Annotated in this window: 23 protein-coding genes; 5 read left to right on the forward strand and 18 right to left on the reverse strand. The window is 58.9% G+C overall.

Annotation, left to right across the window (positions count from 1 at the left end):
* Positions 1-21 precede the first annotated feature (21 nt).
* The 13 genes from ACXHXG_RS10340 to ACXHXG_RS10400 all read right to left on the reverse strand — a co-directional run bounded on the left by ACXHXG_RS10340 (position 22) and on the right by ACXHXG_RS10400 (position 13686).
* Positions 22-1425: a voltage-gated chloride channel family protein gene (locus ACXHXG_RS10340; RefSeq protein ID WP_457899220.1), complete on the reverse strand. Its 1404-nt coding sequence runs from the start codon at positions 1423-1425 to the stop codon at positions 22-24.
* A 257-nt stretch (positions 1426-1682) separates the two neighbouring features.
* Complete coding sequence (locus ACXHXG_RS10345) at positions 1683-2507, reverse strand: class I SAM-dependent methyltransferase (RefSeq protein WP_104823952.1); 825 nt, start codon at positions 2505-2507, stop codon at positions 1683-1685.
* A gap of 260 nt (positions 2508-2767) precedes the next feature.
* Complete coding sequence (locus ACXHXG_RS10350; protein WP_104823953.1) at positions 2768-3868, reverse strand: helix-turn-helix transcriptional regulator; 1101 nt, start codon at positions 3866-3868, stop codon at positions 2768-2770.
* A gap of 297 nt (positions 3869-4165) precedes the next feature.
* Positions 4166-5209: a Gfo/Idh/MocA family protein gene (locus ACXHXG_RS10355; protein WP_457899221.1), complete on the reverse strand. Its 1044-nt coding sequence runs from the start codon at positions 5207-5209 to the stop codon at positions 4166-4168.
* Positions 5210-5217: 8 nt separating this feature from the next.
* On the reverse strand, positions 5218-6003 hold the full coding sequence (locus tag ACXHXG_RS10360) for a ThuA domain-containing protein (protein WP_104823955.1): 786 nt from the start codon (positions 6001-6003) through the stop codon (positions 5218-5220).
* Positions 6004-6207: 204 nt separating this feature from the next.
* A complete protein-coding gene (locus ACXHXG_RS10365) occupies positions 6208-6549 on the reverse strand; it encodes an SMR family transporter (RefSeq protein WP_104823956.1) in 342 nt (113 codons plus the stop codon).
* 19 nt (positions 6550-6568) lie between these two features.
* The gene (locus ACXHXG_RS10370; RefSeq protein WP_104825176.1) at positions 6569-7132 is read right to left on the reverse strand and encodes a TetR/AcrR family transcriptional regulator; all 564 of its coding nucleotides are present in this window, start codon (positions 7130-7132) and stop codon (positions 6569-6571) included.
* 82 nt (positions 7133-7214) lie between these two features.
* Positions 7215-8315 (reverse strand): ABC transporter ATP-binding protein, encoded by a 1101-nt coding sequence (locus ACXHXG_RS10375; RefSeq protein ID WP_104823957.1) that lies wholly within the window; start codon positions 8313-8315, stop codon positions 7215-7217.
* A gap of 53 nt (positions 8316-8368) precedes the next feature.
* Positions 8369-9253 carry a carbohydrate ABC transporter permease gene (locus ACXHXG_RS10380; RefSeq protein WP_104823958.1) on the reverse strand — a complete coding sequence of 295 codons (885 nt, stop codon included), beginning with the start codon at positions 9251-9253 and terminating at the stop codon, positions 8369-8371.
* Position 9254: 1 nt separating this feature from the next.
* On the reverse strand, positions 9255-10157 hold the full coding sequence (locus ACXHXG_RS10385) for a carbohydrate ABC transporter permease (protein ID WP_283046956.1): 903 nt from the start codon (positions 10155-10157) through the stop codon (positions 9255-9257).
* Between the two features lie 72 nt (positions 10158-10229).
* A complete protein-coding gene (locus ACXHXG_RS10390; RefSeq protein ID WP_283046958.1) occupies positions 10230-11498 on the reverse strand; it encodes an ABC transporter substrate-binding protein in 1269 nt (422 codons plus the stop codon).
* Between the two features lie 246 nt (positions 11499-11744).
* Positions 11745-12638 carry a sugar phosphate isomerase/epimerase family protein gene (locus ACXHXG_RS10395; protein ID WP_104823961.1) on the reverse strand — a complete coding sequence of 298 codons (894 nt, stop codon included), beginning with the start codon at positions 12636-12638 and terminating at the stop codon, positions 11745-11747.
* A gap of 4 nt (positions 12639-12642) precedes the next feature.
* Positions 12643-13686 carry a Gfo/Idh/MocA family protein gene (locus ACXHXG_RS10400; RefSeq protein WP_457899222.1) on the reverse strand — a complete coding sequence of 348 codons (1044 nt, stop codon included), beginning with the start codon at positions 13684-13686 and terminating at the stop codon, positions 12643-12645.
* Between the two features lie 135 nt (positions 13687-13821).
* Between ACXHXG_RS10400 and ACXHXG_RS10405 the strand changes: the two genes are divergently transcribed.
* The 3 genes from ACXHXG_RS10405 (at position 13822) to ACXHXG_RS10415 (ending at position 15780) form a co-directional block, all read left to right on the forward strand.
* Positions 13822-14865 carry a substrate-binding domain-containing protein gene (locus ACXHXG_RS10405; RefSeq protein WP_457899223.1) on the forward strand — a complete coding sequence of 348 codons (1044 nt, stop codon included), beginning with the start codon at positions 13822-13824 and terminating at the stop codon, positions 14863-14865.
* A gap of 139 nt (positions 14866-15004) precedes the next feature.
* Positions 15005-15394, forward strand: coding sequence for a group II truncated hemoglobin (locus ACXHXG_RS10410; RefSeq protein ID WP_457899224.1), 390 nt, complete (start codon positions 15005-15007; stop codon positions 15392-15394).
* Positions 15395-15402: 8 nt separating this feature from the next.
* Entirely contained in the window at positions 15403-15780 is a 378-nt protein-coding gene (locus ACXHXG_RS10415) for a DUF423 domain-containing protein (protein ID WP_457899225.1), read from the forward strand.
* A gap of 44 nt (positions 15781-15824) precedes the next feature.
* Here the strand turns inward: ACXHXG_RS10415 and hmuQ are convergent, their stop codons facing one another.
* From hmuQ to ACXHXG_RS10440, 5 genes are all read right to left on the reverse strand, one after another.
* The gene (gene hmuQ / locus ACXHXG_RS10420) at positions 15825-16139 is read right to left on the reverse strand and encodes a heme-degrading protein HmuQ (RefSeq protein ID WP_283046967.1); all 315 of its coding nucleotides are present in this window, start codon (positions 16137-16139) and stop codon (positions 15825-15827) included.
* An 18-nt stretch (positions 16140-16157) separates the two neighbouring features.
* Complete coding sequence (locus ACXHXG_RS10425) at positions 16158-16436, reverse strand: hypothetical protein (protein ID WP_457899226.1); 279 nt, start codon at positions 16434-16436, stop codon at positions 16158-16160.
* Positions 16433-16831: a DUF2325 domain-containing protein gene (locus tag ACXHXG_RS10430; protein WP_457899227.1), complete on the reverse strand. Its 399-nt coding sequence runs from the start codon at positions 16829-16831 to the stop codon at positions 16433-16435. Before ACXHXG_RS10430 ends, ACXHXG_RS10425 begins: the two co-directional genes overlap by 4 nt.
* Positions 16832-16953: 122 nt before the next feature.
* Positions 16954-18228 carry a cell envelope integrity protein TolA gene (gene tolA, locus ACXHXG_RS10435; protein WP_457899228.1) on the reverse strand — a complete coding sequence of 425 codons (1275 nt, stop codon included), beginning with the start codon at positions 18226-18228 and terminating at the stop codon, positions 16954-16956.
* A 4-nt stretch (positions 18229-18232) separates the two neighbouring features.
* Entirely contained in the window at positions 18233-18679 is a 447-nt protein-coding gene (locus tag ACXHXG_RS10440) for a hypothetical protein (RefSeq protein ID WP_104825177.1), read from the reverse strand.
* Between the two features lie 194 nt (positions 18680-18873).
* Here ACXHXG_RS10440 and hemP point away from each other — a divergent pair, with 194 nt between their 5' ends.
* Together hemP and ACXHXG_RS10450 are read left to right on the forward strand one after the other, a co-directional pair.
* Complete coding sequence (gene hemP / locus ACXHXG_RS10445; protein ID WP_104823970.1) at positions 18874-19047, forward strand: hemin uptake protein HemP; 174 nt, start codon at positions 18874-18876, stop codon at positions 19045-19047.
* 9 nt (positions 19048-19056) lie between these two features.
* Entirely contained in the window at positions 19057-20124 is a 1068-nt protein-coding gene (locus tag ACXHXG_RS10450; protein WP_457899229.1) for a hemin-degrading factor, read from the forward strand.
* Positions 20125-20134: the final 10 nt, after the last annotated feature.

Below are 20134 nucleotides of genomic sequence, written 5' to 3' on the forward strand. Positions count from 1 at the left end.
GAACGGCAAGCTTGTCGCTGATCATGGCTCCGAACCTTTCCCTTGGGATTGCAATGACGTCTGGCGAACTTTGCCGATCATGTCGCCGAGTGAATTGACGCCGAGATCGCGAAGATGGCGAAGGCTGACGTCGGGGGGAATGGGATTGGCGGCGGCACTCTTCGCGATACCGATACGCTGCGACAGGTAGATACTGGTGTGACCGCTGCAGATATAGGCAAGAAAGCAGGCGACGGCGAAATAGACCGTATGCGTCGCGCCGAAGAGCTCGATGCCCATGATCATGCAGGCAAGCGGCGTATTCGTAGCGCCTGCGAAAACCGCAATAAAGCCGAGAGCCGCGAAGAGATCGACCGGCGCACCGAGAACGGCGGCAACGGCGTTGCCGAGCGCAGCACCGATGAAGAACAGCGGCGTCACCTCCCCGCCCTTGAAACCGGAGCTGAGCGTCACAATCGTGAAGACCGCCTTCCAAAACCAGCTCCAATAGTCGATGCGCGCCGGATCGAAGAAGCCGAGAATGGTTGCATCGTTGGCATTGGGCGACCAGACACCGAGGCCCAAATATTCGCGGGTGCCGAGCACATAGACGAGGCCGATCAGGATTGCGCTGGCGATGACGGGCCTGAGCGGCGCGTAGGCGCAGATGCTCTTGAAGGCAGCCGACATCCCGTGGGAAAGTTCGCTGAAGCAGCGCGCCATCAGCCCGAAGAGCACGCCGGCGATGCCGACTTTCGCCAGTAACAGCGTGTCGAGATGAAACGTGCTCGCCGGAGTGCCGGCAAGATAGACGATATGATACTGAACATGTTCGATACCCCAGGCATGGCATGTCCAGTCGGCCGCAATCGCCGCCATAAGAGAAGGGATCAAAGCTTCATACTGCATGCGCCCGATCGTCAGCACTTCCAACGCAAAGACCGCGCCGGCAATCGGCGTACCGAACACCGCACCGAAACCGGCGGCAATGCCGGCCATCAGCAGGATACGAACCTCGGCGTGGCTTAATCGGAAAAGCTTGGCAAAGGCGCTGGCAATACTGCCGCCGAGCTGTACTGCCGTTCCCTCGCGCCCCGCCGAACCGCCGACCAGATGCGTCAATACGGTCGAGACGAGGATAAACGGCACCATACGCAGCGGCACGCCGCCGCCGGGCTCATGGATCTGCTCGACGATCAGATTATTGCCGCCCTCCGCGCCCCGGCCGAAACGCTGGTAGACCAACACCATCAGAAAGCCCGCGACCGGCATCAGAAAGATCAACCAGGGATGATCGAAACGCGCAGCCGTCGCCCGGTCGAGGCTCCACAGAAACAATGCACAGAGCGACCCGACCACGGCAGCCATCGGCACTACCAGGATGATCCATTTGAATATGCTGCGCAGTTGCTGAAAGCGATAATGAAAAAATGAGAATGCGGACATCAGTTCGCCTCTCCCGGAAGACCGGCGGTGGGCCTGTCGGGGACAATGATCATTGAACAAGAAAGCGGTGACAGCAGGATTGCGGACATGACTCTACTCCATCGCCCGTCAGGCGTATTGAGTAGGAGTCATTAGCGACCCTGAAAATTCAGAGCAGCGGTTCGGCCACCATGGCCCGGCAGAATCCATTACCGTTGGATTTTCCATACAGATAGGCGAATGCCCCTGTCAATCCGGCGTCGCAAGCACGGTCTTCATCAATCGGCTTTGGCAACCATTTCGATAGGAGCGAGCAAGCCGCCTCCGACCGATGTGCTGACATTGCCCATCCGCTCCGCCGCCCTCGGCCCCATCAGCGCGCCGAGGCTCAGCCCCTGCCCGCCGTTTGCGGCGCTGGCGCGCATCTCCTGCGCCATCCGGATTGCCAATGCGCTGCGATCCTGTTCGAACTCCACCGTGAAGCCGGCCCCTTTGAGCAATTGACGATAGGTCATGGGACTGCACACGAAACTTGTTTCCGGCGTCATTGCCCAGGGCATAGGATAAGGCACCGCGCCGTCGCGAACCTGCATGATCTCGTAAAGGCCGAACCGGCCGCCACGCTTCAGCACCCGCCGTATTTCAGCAAACAACGACGCCTTGTCTTCGATGTTCATGCCGACATGGATCAGCGTTGCGCGCTCGAAGCTTTCATCGGCAAAAGGCAACGCCAGCGCGCTCGCCTGGTGGAACGACACCTGCATGGTCATGCCGCATCGCGCGGTCAGGGCATTGGCGACGTTGACGAATTCCTCGGTCAGATCGACACCGGTGACGATACAACCATACTCGCTGGCTATATAGCGCGCCGAACCGCCAATCCCTGATCCGATGTCGATAAGCCGCATGCCATCGAGCAAATCGAGATCTTTGGCGAATTCCACCGTAGCCTCGCGCCGCCCGAGATGGAATTCATCGACACCGGCGAGATCGTCGATGCTGAGATGCTCGATATCCTTGCCGCTGGCCGTGAGCCCGCCGAGAATCGTCGCCTCCAGTGATCCACGCGTATAGTGGCTTGCAACCTGTTCTTCGGTGGACATGACCCCTTCTCCCATGACCCGCATTCACACGATCATGGAAGAATGCTGCGCCCCCGCCCCCGCTCCGTCAAGCGGTTGCAGCGACACGACGTATCTTGTGGCCCGGCAAATGGTGCATAGGGCAAGATCGGGATCGAGCAAGGGTTTGCGCAGTTCGATGTAACTGGGCAGAAATCCCATCGCCTTCAGACACGACATTGACCGCGCCACCCGGCCCTTCGTTAAGGCTCAGGGCGTTCGTCGGCTATGCCGACTGCTCCTCACGCCATCCTGATCCCTGCAAGCAGTAGGGAGAGTTCCGGTTGCCGGTTTGTGTCCGTCTTGCGATAGATCGATTTCAAATGGGCGCGGGCAGTCTGATAGCTGACGGTACGCTGGGCGGCGATATCGTGCAGCGTCATACCCTGGGCAAGCAGCAGGGCAATTTCCGCCTCGGCGCGGGTCAATCCAAAAAGCTTGGTCAGGGTTGCCGGGCGCTGGTGGACTTTCTCCTCAGGGTCCTCAATGGTCGCAAAGGCACAGGAATGACAGAAAATATCCTGCATGCCGCCATCGAGACGCTGCATGCGCACGATAAGCGGCCGCCTGCCTTTGCGGCTGAGCAGCAGGATATCGGGCTCCCCCGTTGTCAGCAGGTTGTCTTCGCCCAATACGACCTTGAGCTGCCGGTCGAATGCGTTTGCGTCATCCTTGCGGGTCGGACGCATTTGCCCCTGGGTGATCTGCAGATCGGGGCCGAGCAATCGGCGCATCTTCTCGTTGACGGTGGTCACAAGGCCCATCCGATCGAAAAACACGCAGGCGACGTTGGCCATTTCGAAGGCGGCCGCCATGCCCTTCACTTCACTTGCGGATATGTCGCGCATAATTCTCGCCGTGATCATAAGTTTCTGACGAATGCGATATAAATTTCTTGCTTCTTCTCGGCTGTAGGGACCGTCCTTGATCCGCCGCTGCAAGGCAAAAGCCAGGAGATCGTCACCTGACGAAAAACCTATTATTGCCGACCAACGCAGGCCGAAACGTTCTTGGGAATGGTAGAAGTCGAGTGTTTTGAACTCGTCCTCCCCCGCAAAATCCTGCTCGACCATCACTCCCGCACGTCTCATGATCGGCACGTTCTGTCTGCGAAAGTCCTGCTTGTACCACTCTTCCGCGAAATAATTCTCCATCGCGGGAATAAGACTTTCGGTGACGATGAATGTATTCAGCAACCGACCTTCGATCGGCGCGATGTTGACGCCGTAGGATCCGGTCGCGGCCGAGACCTTCTCCAGCACGACCGGCCACAGCGTCGGATCCAGCGCAGCGCCGAAGAATCCGTCCGTTGCCCGGTCTAGCGCATGGAGATCAAACCGCATTGTCCCCTCACCTCGGCCTGATCGGCCGATCCAAGCACTTCACCCACCATACCCATAAGTATTATGTGCGAATCAGTTTATTGATATAAATTCTAAATAATTCAAGAAACATTTTTGGTATTAGCGATATTTTATAGAATATTCCCAATATACGATATGTCTAATATATAAAAAATAATCAACGATATCATCGTTTTAATAATAAAAACAAAATATACCTTGGAATTGTACTGTCTTCAAAAGAAACGGCCGCCCGAAGGCGACCGCGTGAACGTCGAAGGAAAAAAAGAGGTGCCGTCAAACCTTTAGTTCGCGTCTCTCCACTTCCGTGACCATCGCAAGATCCAGCACCCGCTGCAGATTGGCGGCATGGCGGAAGCTCGGGTCCTGATGGCTGCCGGTCATGACGGCATCGGCGAAGCGCTGATAATTGGTCGGCACCGGCGGAACCTCGATAACCTTCCATGTCGCCGTTTCGGTATCATCGCCGAGGCAGGCACGCAGCTCGGAGCCAGCCGGACTATGGGAAATTTCCAGCCCGCCCCTCTCGCCATAGATACGTAACTTCAGCTCGTTGAGATGCCCCGTTGCCCAGCGGCTGGCATGCACGACACCGAGCGCACCATTGGCGAAATCGACTGTCATCGAAAAGCTGTCGTTCGCGTCGAGCGTGTATTCGCCGATGCGCTCGTCCGGCGCCTTGTTGAAGGTCTTCAGCCGGGCAAAGACATGGTCGATATCCGTCGCCGCGCCATAGGCGGCGAAATCGAGGATATGGATGCCGATATCGCCAAGCACGCCGTTCGAACCATGACCGGTCGACAACCGCCACAGCCACTTGGATTCGCTGCGCCAATCGCCCCAGGCCCTCGAGACCAGCCAGCTTTGCAGGTAGGACGCCTCCACATGCTTCACCGTGCCGATCTCACCCGATATCACCATCTCGCGTGCCCTCTGCAGCGGCGCGACATTGCGATAGGTAAGGTTCACCATATTGACGACGCCGGCGCGTTCGGCCGCCTCCGTCATTTCCAGCGCCTTGTCGTAATTCTCCGCAAGCGGTTTCTCGCAGAGCACATGCTTGCCGGCGGCAAGCAGCGGCAAGGTGGTCGGATTATGCGCCCGATCCGGCGTGACGTTGGTCGCCGCGTCGAACTCGCCCCAGGCGAGCGCTTCGTCCAGCGACGAAAAGCGCTTCTTGATATCGAACATATCGGTGAAGGCCGTGAGCCTCGTCGCATCCGTATCCACGGCACCAACGACCTCGACACCTGGAATACGGGCGAAATGCTCCACATGGTTCTTCGCCATGCCGCCCGTGCCAACAACTATGAGACGCATATTGTACCTCAGCGATAACCGGCTTCGCCGGCCTGGTGGAGTTTCGGGCCACGTTCGACGATCGGCTCCAGCGCCTTTTCGACCGGGACATTCGGCGCATCATGGATGCTCGCCTGCGTGCCGAGCGGATTGTGCGCCCACTTGACGCCGTTGATCAGCACCTTCTGCACGGTCTCATTGTGATAGGTCGGATAGGTCTCGTGGCCGGGGCGGAAATAGAAGATATTGCCCGCGCCGCGACGCCAGGTCATGCCGGAACGGAAAACTTCGCCGCCCTGGAACCAGGAAATGAACACCGTTTCCAGCGGCTCCGGAACGGAGAACTGTTCGCCATACATTTCCTCGTTTTCCAGCTCGAAATGCTCGCCAAGGCCGGCGGCGATCGGATGGCGCGGATTAATGACCCAAAGACGCTCGCGCTCGCCGGCCTCGCGCCACTTCAATGCGCAGGGCGTGCCCATTAGCCGCTTGAAGATTTTCGAGAAATGGCCGGAATGCAGCACGAGAAGGCCCATGCCTTCCCAGACGCGTTTGGCGACGCGCTCGACGATTTCGTCCTTTACGGCGCCGTGGTCCTTATGACCCCACCAGACGAGGACATCCGTGTCCTTCAACCGTGCCTCGCTCAGACCATGCTCTGGCTCCTGCAGCGTCGCAGTCGTCGCCTCTATGCCGGCATCCCTATTCAGCGCCTTGGCAATCGTCGTATGCATGCCTTCCGGATAGATCTCAGCGACGACCTTGTTGGTTTGCTCATGGATATTCTCCCCCCAAACGACGGTGCGAATGGTCATTTCGGTGCTCCTCTAAAAACACACTTAATGGAATAGGTTAGCCGATCCAAAGCGCTTTGAGAAATAGCCGCTCAACTCTCCTCTCGGCCTCCTGAGCCAAAGACATAGCCGCTCATTAGCGATTTGACAAAGGCAAAATCGCCGCAACCGAAAACGTTTTCGGTCATATGATATAAACCGTGAATGTAAGGTGTGTAACGCGCTCTAATGCGACACGGATTTCGAAAAAAGATTGACCACGAGCACGCCGGCGATGATCAGCCCCAGGCCGATAATGGCAGCCAGATCGAGTTTCTGGCGGAAAAATACCAGGCCGACAACAGAGATCAGCACGATGCCGAGCGCGCTCCAGATGGCATAGGCAATGCCGACCGGAATGACACGCAGGGTCAGCGACAGGAAATAGAAGGCGGCAACGTAACACAGCACAAGCACGATCGAGGGACCGAGGCGGGTGAACTGCTGCGACATCTGCAGAGCCGTCGTACCGATCACTTCCAGTACAATCGCCACCAGCAGCATCGCATAGACAGATGCATTCGCCATTACGGTCTTCCCTTGATTTCTAAAGCTGCGTGAGTTCGATCAGCCGGTCGATCAGTTTTTCACGGGCGCTCTCATCCATCTCATGGCTGCCGAGAAGGTCGGCGAGCCAGAGCCCATCGGTCGCAAGCCGCACGATCGCGGCATCCGCCGAGGAGTCCGTGCCGACATATTCCTCGCTGCGCTCGCGCACCCAGTTCCGCCAGCGTTGCCGCAACTGCGGTTCGCTGAGCAGCACCATCGTCACCTGCGCCCAGTCCTTTGTTTCCTGTGGCTGGTCGCGAAGCGCGAGGCAGGCGCGGAGGTAGCCGCGGGTAAAACGCCCATGCGGCAACGGATCGGCCCGCATCGCCTCTTCGATGGCCCGGTCCAGGCGCTCGAGCAGGCTGTCGAATAACGCCTCCAAGAGGGTATTCTTGTTGGGAAAATGATGCAGCAGCCCGCCCTTGCTCACACCGGAGGCACCGGAAACGGCATCCAGCGTCACCGCCGTCATCCCCTTCTCCGATGCAAGCCGCGCCGCCACCTCCAGCAACTGCTGGCGGACGAGCAAAGGCTGCTTCTTTCTGTGGTGCGCGTCAGACATGCCAACATAACATACCAAATAGACGGTTTCGTCAATGGCAGGTTTGACACTCTGCGCCGGCGGCAGCAATTATTCTCGGCTGCTAGTGCGTACTCTCGATCGCGGAATGATGGGCAACATCGTTCTGGTCGAAGATCGTCAACTTCGCACTGTTGACCGTAAAGGCGATCGGCGCCCCCGTGGCGATGGTCGTCATGCCCGGGTCGGTCCCGATGATCTTCGAGCCGTCCTTCAGCCTGACATGGACGAGTGAGCGGTCGCCCAATCGCTCCACCGTCTCGACAGTGCCGGCAATGTCGCCCTTCTCCGCCGTCGCGACCACCAGATATTCGGGCCGGATGCCGAGCGTCAGTTCGGACCGCGTTATACCGTTCAGCGGAACCGACGTCTTGATAACAGATCCATCGGGCAAGGTCGCCGTCGCAAAGCCGCCGGCTTCGCCGACATTGGCTACATTGACGAAGTTCATGCCCGGAGAGCCGACGAATTGAGCGACATAGCGCGTCGCGGGCCGCGTATAGATCTCCACCGGCGTCGCCACCTGTTCGATCTTCTTGTTGTTCAGCAACACGATCCGGTCGGCAAGCGTCATCGCCTCCACCTGGTCGTGGGTGACGAAGACCATCGTTGCGCCCAGTCGTTCATGCAATTGAGCGAGCTCGACACGGGTGCGGGTGCGCAGGCCGGCATCGAGGTTGGACAGCGGCTCGTCGAACAGGAAAACCTCAGGCTCGCGCACGATGGCACGACCGATGGCGACACGTTGGCGCTGGCCGCCGGAGAGTTCGGACGGCTTGCGATCCAGCAGATGCGGCATCTCCAATATCTTGGCGGCGGCATCGATGCGCTTTGCGATCTCCGCCTTCGGCGTCTTGATGTTCCGGAGGCCGAACGACATGTTGTCGCGAACAGTCATATGTGGATAAAGCGCATAGGACTGGAACACCATCGATACGCCGCGCTCGCCAGGCGGGAGCTGGTCGACGCGCTTGCCCCCGATCCAGATTTCGCCGCTCGTGATCGATTCAAGCCCGGCAATCATCCGCAGCAAAGTCGACTTGCCACAGCCGGACCCGCCCAGAAACACGACAAACTCTCCGCGCTGAATGGTCAGGTCTATGTCGTTGAGAACCTGCACCGCACCGAAATGCTTGGTGAGGGATTTGATGTTGATACCAGCCACTTTTTCCTCCTCCAGGAGAATTGAACTTCGTCAGACCTGCCTTGTCCCTCGGCCTATTTGACAGCGCCGACCGCTACACCACGCGTCAGCGTGCGTTGGAAAATCAGGAAGAAGATCACCGTCGGTGTGACGCCGAGCAAAGACGCCGCCGCGATCGCTGTCGGATCCTGCGTATTGGCGCCGGACAACACGCCCATAGCGACGGAGACCGTTTGGTTATTGTTGGAGACCAGGAAAACCAGGGGGATCAGGAACTCGTTCCAGGTCCAGATGAAGAAGAAGGTTGCCAGCACGGCAAGCGTCGGCCGCAGAACCGGTACGATCACCATCCAAAGGATTTGCCAGCGGCTGGCATTGTCGATCTGCGCCGCCTCGATGATCTCCCGCGGGAACGTCGTCAGGACCGATGACAGAAGATAAGTGCCGAATGCGGTGTGCAAGACGCCGATGATCAGGATCACGGAAAGCATCGAGTCGAACAGACCGACCTGCTTGGCCATGTAGTAAAGCGGATAAACCAGTGCTTCCTGCGGGGCCATGATGGAAATCAGCAGGACCACCAGCAATGCCTTTCCGCCCCGCACGCGCCCGATGCCGATGGCATAGGCATTGAGCAGGCTGAGGACGACAGCCAGTATGGCCGTGCACCCGCTGATCAGAATGCTGTTGAAGAGCTTGCGGGTGAAATCGACCGTCGTCCAGAAGTTCTTGAGCGCCGTCAGGTCGAAACTATGCGGCAAGGCAAGCGGACCATTGGCTGCATAGTCCGTCGGCGTCTTGATCGCGTTCAAAGCCGCCAGCAGGAACGGAAAGAGCGTAGCAGCTAGGAAGACGAGCAGGATAGCGAGGACGATCCAGCGGGCAAGGCCCTTCTTCTGGCCGTGATGCACATGCATTTCCGATGCAACCTCGGTCGAAAGCGAAGCCGTGGTCGTCATGTCAGCGTCCTCCCTCTTGTTTCGACTGCATGCGCAGGAAGACGATGCCGAGGACGATCGTCATTGCAGTCTGCAAGGTCGCGATCGCCGCTGCATAGCCGACGCGGTTTGTCGTGAAGAAATGATAGTAAGACAGGTAGGAAGGCACCGTCGTCGCATTGTCCGGGCCGCCGGACGTCAGAACGTAGATCGGCGCGAAGACCTTCAGTGCCGCAATCAGCGTCGTAAGCGCGACGACAAAAATCTCCGGCATGAGCATAGGGATCGTGATGTAACGGAAACGCCCGAACCAGCTCGCATTGTCGAGTTCGGCAGCTTCATAAAGCGAAGGGTCCACGCGCGCCAATCCTGACATGAACACCACCAGGCAATAGCCGACCTGCACCCAAACGATGACGGCGGAAACGGCCCAGAGCGCATAGCTTGCATCCCCTAGCCAGTTCTGCGCCATGAAATCGAGGCCTATCCCTTTCAGTACCGCATTGATGATGCCGATCGGATTGAGGATCCACGCCCAGAGGACGCCCGCGGCCGTCAGCGGCAAAATCTGCGGCAGATAGAAGCCGGCGCGGAAGAAACTCGACCAAGCCTCGCTGAATTGGGCGCTGATATAGTCGAACAGGACCGCCGCCAGAACCAATCCAAGAAGAATGGGCACGATCGTCATCGAAATGATGAACAGAAGCGTGTGCTGAATCGAACCCCAGAACACCGCATCGGCGAGCAGCCGTTGGTAATTCTCGACTCCGACATAGCGTGGTGCAATGTTTCCGCCTTTCCAGGTGGTAAAGCTGATCGCGAAATTGGCAATCAGCGGCACGAGCACCACCAGGATAAATCCCAGCATGCCCGGGATCATATAAAGGTAGTATCCTGCTCTCCCCGCGTTCTGCGACTTCTCCATCGAATTCCTCCAGTTCGATACGGCGAGGCGGCATTGAAGCCGTCCCGCCGCCATGAATTGCCGCCGATGGTTTTATTGAGCCGCCTGCACGTCGTCGTAGGCCTTCTTCAGGCGCGCGACGAACTGATCGGGCGTCGCCGAGCCATTCACCAGACCGGTGGTTGCCTGGATGAGAAGCTCGTAATAGCCAGGCACCGGCCAGTCCGGATAGAAGCCGAGGCCACCCTTGCTGGAAATCTGGTTGAAAAGCTCCACGTTGCGCTTGCCGACTTCATCGGTGATGGCGGCCGGATCGGCGGCAATGGCGACACCGCCAAGATTTGCCTGCGCGTTCTGGTTTGTCTTGCTCAACACCAGATCGATGAACTCATAGGAAAGATCCTTGTTCTTGGCACTCTTCGGCACCATGAACATGCTGCCCGTGGAGCCGGTGCTGTATTTCGGCGTCGGGAAGATGAACTGGCTCCACTTGAAGTTCTTGATATTGGTCGCGAAATTGCCGTTGTTCCAGGTGCCGCTGACAAACATCGGCGATTTGCCGGACGAGAACAGGTTATCGGCACCGCCGGTGCCCTTGAGACCGGTCGAATCCTTGGAGATGTAACCCTTGCTGACCCAGTCGACGATCTTCTGAGCAGCAAACAGGAAAGGCTTGGTGTCGAGCGGCGCCTTGAGGCCCTGGTAGTTCTTGACCCAGGTGTCATCCGCCTGCGTCAGCGCCAGCGTGTAAAGCAGATGCTGCGCGTTGGAATCGACCGTGCCATAGGCGAGCGGCGTAATGCCCTTCTTCTTGAAAGTATCGAGAGCGGCCTCGAACTCGTCCAGGGTGGTGGGCACCTTCACGCCATTGGCCTGGAACATGTCGATATTATAGAATACCGAGACGAATTCGGCGTAGGCAGGAATGCCGATCATCGGGCCGGAGCCATAGATGCCGTTCTCATCATATTTGCTGAGCTGCGTATTGGTTTCGTTGAGGATCTTGTCCCAACCGCGCGACTTGAATTCATCGTCGAGCGGCGTCAGCAGCCCCTGCGAAGCGACGAGGCCGGCCGTGGCGTTACCCTTGTTATATTCGAGCACGTCCGGCGCCTGATCCGAATTAAGGATGAGGCTGCCAGCCTTCTGTAGCTGCTCGAAGGTCTTCTGTTCGAAATTGATAGTGATGTCGGGATGCTTGGCTTTCAGTTCGCCCAGCGCCTGCGTCCATGCCTTGGCCTGGGCAGTATCCGGCAGCTCGTACCACCAGACGTTAAATGTCTTGCTCTGGGCTTGCGCCACACCGGCAGCCAACAGGAGCGACATGCCGGCGGTGAGCGCCAGCTTCGAAAACATGTTCATATATTCTCCTCCACTTCGCGAACCTGACGGTACCCGTCCGACGGCATGGCTCGCGATGCCTGTCGGCGCGTTCCTCTCGACTTTACGTCTGTCCGCCAACCTAACCCGGCAAACAGTCTTCAGACCTCTCAACGCTCCTCCGTTTCGATGTCCGGGCCGGTCTGGAGCGTTACAAAGCGCCGCTCCAGCCCCTCGATTAACGCACAACTCTTTTCCTAAATCGATCCCGATCCAAACGGTCGCGTCCTATTCGACGAATTCGCCACCGCGACTCTTCTTCAGATAGTTCAGACCGTGGATCTGGCCAGTCATTTCCAGCGCATCGCGATAAACCGGATCATGCCAGCCTTCGATGTCGATCGAACCGGACCAGCCGGCCAGGCGCAGCTCGGAGATGATGTCCGTCCAATTGCTGTCGCCAAAGCCCGGCGTGCGCATGAAGACGAACTTCTCCTTGCCGAAAATGCCGTGTTCGCGGATGACGTCCCAGCGGATCGTCGCATCCTTGCCATGGACGTGGAAGATCTTCTTTGCCCATTTACGGATCTGCGGCAGCGGCTCGATCAGATAGACCATCTGATGGCACGGCTCCCACTCCAGGCCGAGATTGTCGTCGGGCGTCTCGTTGAACATCAATTCCCAGGCATCGGGGTTATGCGCGATGTTCCAGTCGCCGGTGGCCCAGTTGCCATCCATGGCGCAATTTTCAAAGGCGATCTTGATGCCTTTGTCAGCGGCGCGCTTGGCAAGTTCGCTCCACACCTGCTTGTAGCGCGGCAGGCTGTCGGTGAGCGGCTTGTTGCGGATGCGGCCGGTAAAACCTGCAACGCAGGTGGCGCCGAAATGATGGGCGTTGTCGATGCAATCCTTCCAGCCCTGCAGCGTCTGCTGGTCGAGCTCGGTGCTTTCGAGCGGATTGCCGAACATGCCGATCGTCGAAATGGTGATGTCGCGGTCGCCGATGGCGGCGATGCAGCGTTTGCCGAGTTCCGCAAGGTTCTGGCCGTTGGTCGTCTGCCAGAAGAAGGGTTCAAAGCTTTCGAAGCCCAGATCGGCGATCTTGGCGATGCCCTTGGCGGCATCCTCGTTCGTCGCCCTGATCATCGTGCCGATGCGGATGGCCTTTGCCGGATTTGTCATGATGTCACTGTCCTTGTGCTGAAATATCGACGCGCCGGCCCGTCTGGGCGCTCTCGATCGCGCCGAGAACCATGGCGAGGCTGCGAATGTTGTCACTGCTTACGGTCTCGGGCGGCTTGCCGGTTTTGATCGCTTCGATGAAGGAGGCGATAACGCTGGCATGGCCATGCGTCTCTTCCTCATGCTTCGGGCCGGGAACCTCGATCGGGGTGAAGCCATGCAACAGGCCCGGCTCGTTGCCGGCGACACTGGCCTCGAAATGCCCCTCGCCGTCCCAGGTCAGCATGCCCTTGCTGCCGGTGAGGCGCCATTGGCTCTCCCAGCTCGTATGCTTACCTTCGGCACACCAGGAGCCGCGATAGCTGAAGACGACATCGTCGGAAAAATCGAAGAGTGCATGGGCCGATGCGCCATGCTTGTACCAGGACCCCACCGGGTTCTTTTCGACGCAGTAGACCGAGAGAGGCACCTTGCCCGAAACAAAGCGGGCGGCATCGAAAGTATGGATCGCCATGTCGAGCAGAAGCACATTGTCCATCTCCTCACGAAACCCGCCGAAATGGGGGCCGAGGAAGAAATCGCAATGGACGCCCGTAAGTTCGCCGATCGCCCCCTCCTCCACAAAGCGTCGCATGCGGCGCACGCCGGAGATGAAGCGGCGGTTCTGGATGATGGCATGCACCCTGCCGGTCTCGGCGGCGAGATCGATAAGGGCGGCGCCCTCGGCGAGCGAGGTTGCCATCGGTTTTTCGCTAAGGACATGGCAACCAGCCTTCAGGGCCGTCGATACGACACCGAAACGGGCGGCGGGGATGACGACGTCGAACACCAGATCGGCCTTCGTCGCGGCGATGACTTCGGCAAGGTCCGAGCCGATGACGGCCTCTTCGAGACCGAATTCCTTCGCAAGACCTTCCGCCGTCGCCCGGTTGAGGTCGACGAGGCCAACGATCTGAATGGATTCGGCAAGCGCCGGCGTCGAGGTGACGGCCCTGAGCCAGCCCTTGGACATAGCTCCGCACCCGCACAAAATGGCATTAAATTTCACGATGTCCTCCAGCGGGCGGTGCGTAACCCCTCATGACACGCGCTCCGTAAACGTTTACGATACTATGCGAAAAGATTTTCCTGTGTCAATAGAGGAGGACTACGGAAAATGGCGCATGGAGGAAGACCGCGGCCGATGAAGGGAATTCGTCAGCTTGCCGAGCATCTCGATATCTCGATCGGCACAGTATCGCGCGCGTTGAACGGCAAGCCTGATGTCAACGAGGAGACCCGCAAGCGCGTACTCGCCGCCGCAGAACAGCTTGGCTATGTGGCGAACCAATCAGGGCGCAGCCTGCGGCAAGGCACGACGAACGTCATTGGGCTGATGATCCAATCCAGCAGAGAAACTGTTGAAAACAGCGACAATTTCTTTCTGACCGTAACAGGCGGGCTGCAGAGCGTATTGTCGCGCCACAAGCTCGATCTGATCATGTTGCCCTGTCCGCATGACGAAGACCCCTATGAATATCTGAAGCGCATGGTGGCGAGACGCATCGCCGATGCGCTCATCATTTCGGAGACGCATCGCGTCGACAAGCGTTTCGACTTGCTCGCCAAGGCGAAGATCCCTTTCGTAGCACTCGGGCGCAGCCTTTCGGGCACGCAGCATCCATGGGCAGACCTCGATTTCGACGGCGTCGTCAACTGCGCAGTCGACCGGCTCGTGGCGCATGGACATCGCCGCATCGCCATCAGCGCTCCCTCCAGCGACATCAACCTCGGCTTCGTTTTCGTGGAAGGTTATCGCCACGCGCTCGAGCGGCATGGCATCGCCTATGACCCGGCCCTCGTCATTCGCGCCAAATCGAGCGAACAGGGTGGCTATCAGGTCGCCGACGAGCTGTTGCGGCTCGAACAAAGGCCAACGGCCGTGATCCTGATCTACGAGCTGATGGCCATCGGCCTCTATCGGCGCATGATGGAAGCCGGCATCATTCCGGGGCGCGACATTGCTGTCGTCAGCTTCCGCGAGGCGCCGCGCGCCAAATTCCTGCAGCCGGCGCTGACCTGCTTTCGCACCTCACTGCACGACCTTGGCGTCGAACTGGCCGAAATCCTGCTTTCCGGCATGCCCGCCTACAGCCAGGAATATCCCAGGAAGACGCGCCAGACGATCTGGCCGCTCGAACTCATCCCCGGGGAAAGCGACAGTTTCCATCTGATGGCGGCCGAATAACGCACGATCTCGGAAGATGCGGAGCAGCTTTTAAACAAGATCATGCCACCGCAGCGCCGAAACGCCGCATGCAGGCTATCGACAGTTGCAGCCAGCCTCACGAGTTGCCATGTAGAGCGCAGCGAATGGGGGCTGGCATTTGAGCGAAGAGACCATCACACTTTACCAGGCAATCGGCGGCGATCGGACCGTGCGGGCGCTGACGGCGCGCTTCTACGAACTGATGGATACGCTGCCGGAAGCAGCAAACTGCCGCGCCGTGCATCCGCCTAGCCTCGAAGGCTCCATCGAAAAACTTTACGAATATCTGACCGGCTATCTCGGCGGACCGCAGCTTTATATCGAAAAGCGCGGTCATCCGCGCCTGCGCAGCCGCCATTTCGTTGCCGCTATTGGGCCTAGCGAACGCGACGAATGGCTCCTCTGCTTCCGCCGCGCCATGGACGAAACTATCGAGAACGGGAAACTTCGGGCCATTATCTGGGAGCCGATCGAGCGCCTCGCCTTTCATATGCAGAACCGGGAATGAGAAAAGACATGAGCTTCAGTGGCACAATCCGTCCGCTCACCCTGTTTGTCGCCGGCATTCTCGGCGGCGCCGGTGTCGCGCTTGCGGCGGCAGCATCCCATGGCGGCGATGCGCATTTTCTCGGCTCTGCCGCAACCATGTGCCTGGCCCATGCCCCTGCCCTGCTTGCCCTCTATGTCGGATACGATCGCATCCGCACCGCGCCGGTGGCGGCGGTGCTGCTTGGGTTGGGAACACTGATCTTTGCCGGCGATCTCGTCAGCCGCCATTTCGGCGGTGACTCGCTTTTCCCATTGGCCGCGCCGACCGGTGGGCTCGGCATGATAGCAGGATGGGCCGTGGTGGCTCTGGGCGCGTTCTTTAAAAGAGCAGTGACGGAAGCTTGAAGAACCGGCGACTTATCTCGCTTGACTGATATGTAGCGACGCCGTCAAACCCCAGCAACCACATTGAATCCCTCGAAGCGAGGCGGTCCCCAATAGAGCGCCTTGTTATCTCCGGCATTGCGGTGCGCCATGCGGAAATTCTCGGATTTGGTCCAGTTGAGGAAATCCTCTTCGCTGCGCCAGATCGTATGCGAGGAAAAGAGCGTAAAGCCCTCTTCCACATTTGTGCCGCCGCGCAGCAGGCGGAATTCTACGAAACCCGGAACGTCTTCCAACCGTGAATCGCGACCTTTCCAGACGGCTTCAAAAGCGCTCTCGGAACCGATGACGACCTTGAAGCGGTTCATCGCAATATACATGGCTGGATCTCCCGACAGTCAGACCTTCTTGCGGCGCTCGGCAGTTTTGCCCGGCTGCTGTGTAAAGGCAATGACATTCGTGCCGTCGCGCGCAGAAATGCCGAGCGGCGCATCCGGTGCTTCGCCTGGAAGCCGCGCTTGCCAAAAGGGAAAAGCCGTCACGTTCGGAGCCTGCCGTTGCTCTTCGGCGCGGCGCATCAGCAGCTCGTAGAGTTCCGGCACCAAGCCGTCGCCCTTCTGCGAGGCCAGCCTGTGCAGGCCGATCATCATGAACGCGTCAGGGCCTTTGTCAGTCATCGGGAATTGTCTCGCTCGTTCATCGTCTGCAGCGCCCGCTCGAGGCTCGACTTGCTGCCGTTGCGCAACGGTATAAAAGCCTTGCCGAATTTCTTGCAGCCGGTCTTCACCCGCAGGCAGGCATCGTGGCTGATACAGTCGATCGGGCAGAAGACGCAGTCGACGGAGGGCAGAACGGTATCGATGCGCGACACGGCCTCGCGCAAACCGCCGTCGTGATGGATCAGCTCAGCGCCAAAACTGCTGGCGATCTGGCGAAGATGCGCCACCTGGCAATCCCGGCCGCCGACATAAAGGAAACTGCGCCCGTCGAGACTGGATCTTGCCGATACCTGCGCCGGCGTTTGCGCCTCGCGGCTATCGCGGCCAAAATCCTTTTTCCCCTTACGCGCCATGCATCACCCGTTTGCTGGTTGCTCTTGCGCGCTCGATTCCGGCGAGCGCAAGCGGACCATATTAAAGTTGATTTTTGCAGTAAAGTATAAAGTTGATAATTTATGTCATATTTTATTGCTGGCTATCGCCCTGTCACCTGAACCTCTTGCGTGAAGGACCAGCTAGGCTTACCCCATTCCGGTGGCAGCGGCGGAAACGGCGCGGCGCGGCGAACACCATCGGTAACGGCTTCATCCAGTTCAGGAATGCCGGAACTCCGCGCTACGGAGAGGGAACTGAGCTCACCGCCCGAACCGATCGTCAGACGCACACGAACCGTTATGCCCTTTTCGTATTTCGACGACAGGCGGACAGCGCGGCGAATGCGGGACTGCACTTTGCCTGGATAATTGGCAACGGCCGCACTGCCTGAGCCGCTGCGTTGGCCATCGGTTAGCGAATTGGTTTTCGACTGCGCGGTTTCGGTGCCTTCTGCAGAACCCTTCTTCGAATCCTGCTCGCTCTCACCGCCCGAGCCGGCCTTCTTTACGGCCTTCGGCACCGGCTTCTTGACGACGTCTTTCGGCTTCTCGACAGGCTTGGCTTGTTGAGCCGGTTTTTCGACCGGGGTCACCACTTCAGTGGGCGGTATGGCCGCTTGTGCAGTTTCCGTCGGCTGCACTTCAACCGGTTCCGCGGGTCGGACTTCGGTAGACTCAGCATCTGTCGGCTGGACAGATGCCGTCATCGGCTGAACCACTGTCGTCTCGGCCGGCGCCTGCGTCGCCAGCACCTCCGGCTCCGGGCTGACGACCGTTTCCGGGGACACCTGTTGCGACGGCTGTGCGGCCTCCATGGTTTGAGGCATCGGCTGAACAGCTTCCGTTTCTGCGGGCGTTACATCGGCTGGCTGCACCGTCTCCGGCTGCACGGCATCTGCCGTTATCTCTTCGGGCTGCGGGTCCTTGCTTTCCTCGCCTGCCGACATCTGGTCCATATCGGAGCTGCCGAGCATGATGACGCTGACGGTATCGCCTGCCTCTTCCACAGCATCTTCGGGCGTTGCAACCATCGTCACCAACAAAGCGGCGACAATGGCAGCGTGAAAGAGGAAGGAGCCTACGCAGGCGAAGGTGACTGTTCTCTTACCCAGCGCGAGGACGCGATCCGGTCTCTCCGCCGACAGATCCATGCTGGGCGGCCCCGACGCATCCGCCACGGGCTCACTCGGATGGGCAGGAAACGAACCAATCTGGGCAAAGCGGCTGTAATGAACAACCGCCTCGGCGGCCGGCGGGCTCGGCAGGCCGTCAAGGCCGGCTAGCTCGTGGCCGGGAAGCACACTCGGATTGTTGTCATTCATGTCACCGCCGGCGCGGCGACGCTCGATGGAAACCTTGACCGAGCGCGAGGCCATAGTCTCAGCCTTCGAAAGGAACGGAAAGCTGTGAACGCGTCGTGAGCGCGGCCTTACACTGCCCCGCCGCCGGACCATCGCACACCGGCGTATCGTTGATGATGATGCGGCTGACACTCTCGCACTTCACACCGGGCATATCAAATTGCCGCACCCGCTTCTTGCCGACCGGCAGGTCGCGAAAATCAAGAACGGTCACGCGGTCGACCGCATTCTTGTCGTTGAAGAAGGCAAGCTCGAAGGAGATCTTGCCGATCGGTGTTGCCAGATCGTTTTCCGCGACGAAGGTCATCATGCAGCCCTTCTGAGACGGCACGAGCGCATTAAGTTCGACACTGAGCTTCGGCGCATTCGCCGAAGCCGCGGTCGCATCTTGCGCGAAGGCCGGGAGGCAGGAGGCAATGGTGAACAGCCCGCCGGCAGCCAGCGCCAAAATCGTTTTCGTCGGCATCGGCAATCTCTCCTGAATATCTGCTGGCGGACGCGAATCGAACATCGATGCTCCTGCGCGCATCGCCCAAAATTTAAACTTGACTCTTACAGTCTTCTATTGCGTCTTTAGAAAACCTTGAGTATGTGAGTCAAGATAAATCTGGCCGGACCAGAACCCGGCTTCCTATGAATTTTCAGGCCAAACCAAGCAGGATGATTGCTGAGAAAACACCAATACAGCCGGTGCCGCCAACAGCCGCACCGCACATTAGAATTGTCGAGAGCACGGATATTTTTCGTGGCCAGACTGAAATCATGATCAGGCACGAGGGCATCATCTACCGGATGAAAATCACGCGCCAAGGCAAACTCATTCTCAACAAATAGGCATTGCAGATGACTGAGACGACCAGAGAAACGATCCGATTGGCCCCAGCCGAGATCCGCGCCTTCCGCGCCGAAAATTCGAAAATGCGCGAGCGCGATATCGCCGCTCGATTGGGCGTTTCCGAAGCGGCGCTGGTTGCCGCGGAAGTCGGCATTTCCGCCATTCGCATCGATGCCGATGCCCACCGGTTCCTCGCCCATGTCGCTTCCCTCGGCGAAGTCCTGGCGCTGTCGCGCAACGAAAGCGCCGTGCATGAAAAGATCGGGGGTTACGAAAACATCAAATCAGGCGTGCAGGCGGCCATCGTGCTCGGCGAGAACATCGATCTGCGCATCTTCCCGAAGCGCTGGGCGCATGCCTTCGCCGTCACCAAGACGGATGGCGACCAGCAGCGGCTCAGCCTGCAATTCTTCGATAAGGCCGGCGACGCCGTTCATAAGGTGCATTTGCGCCCCGCCTCGAATGTCGAGGCCTATCACGCCATCGTCGCCGAACTGCGGCTCGAAGATCAGTCGCAGGATTTTTTAGAGGATCGCTCGGGCTACGATAACGGCGAGATCGACGGCGATGTCAGCCGGGACGAACTGCGCGACCACTGGAGCCGCATGACGGACACGCATGAATTTTTCGGCATGCTGAAAAAGCTGAAGATCGGCCGCCAGGCGGCGATCCGCACGGTCGGCGACGATTATGCCTGGAAGTTGGAGACGAACGCGGTCGCTGAGATGATGCATGCTTCCGTTCGCGAAGGTCTGCCTATCATGTGCTTCGTCGCCAATGACGGCATCGTGCAGATCCATTCCGGGCCGATTTTCAACGTCCAGGCCATGGGGCCCTGGATCAACATCATGGACCCTACCTTCCATCTGCATCTGCGCCAGGATCACATTGCCGAGGCCTGGGCCGTGCGCAAGCCGACGAAGGACGGTCACGTCACCTCGCTCGAAGCCTACAACGCCAAAGGCGAGATGATCATCCAGTTCTTCGGCAAGCGGAAGGAAGGCTTCGACGAGCGTCCCGACTGGCGCGCCATCATCGAGAACCTGCCGAAGGCCGACGCCAGCGTTGCCGCGTAAGGATCGGGCC

The organism is Rhizobium sp. LEGMi-198b, from assembly GCF_054114205.1.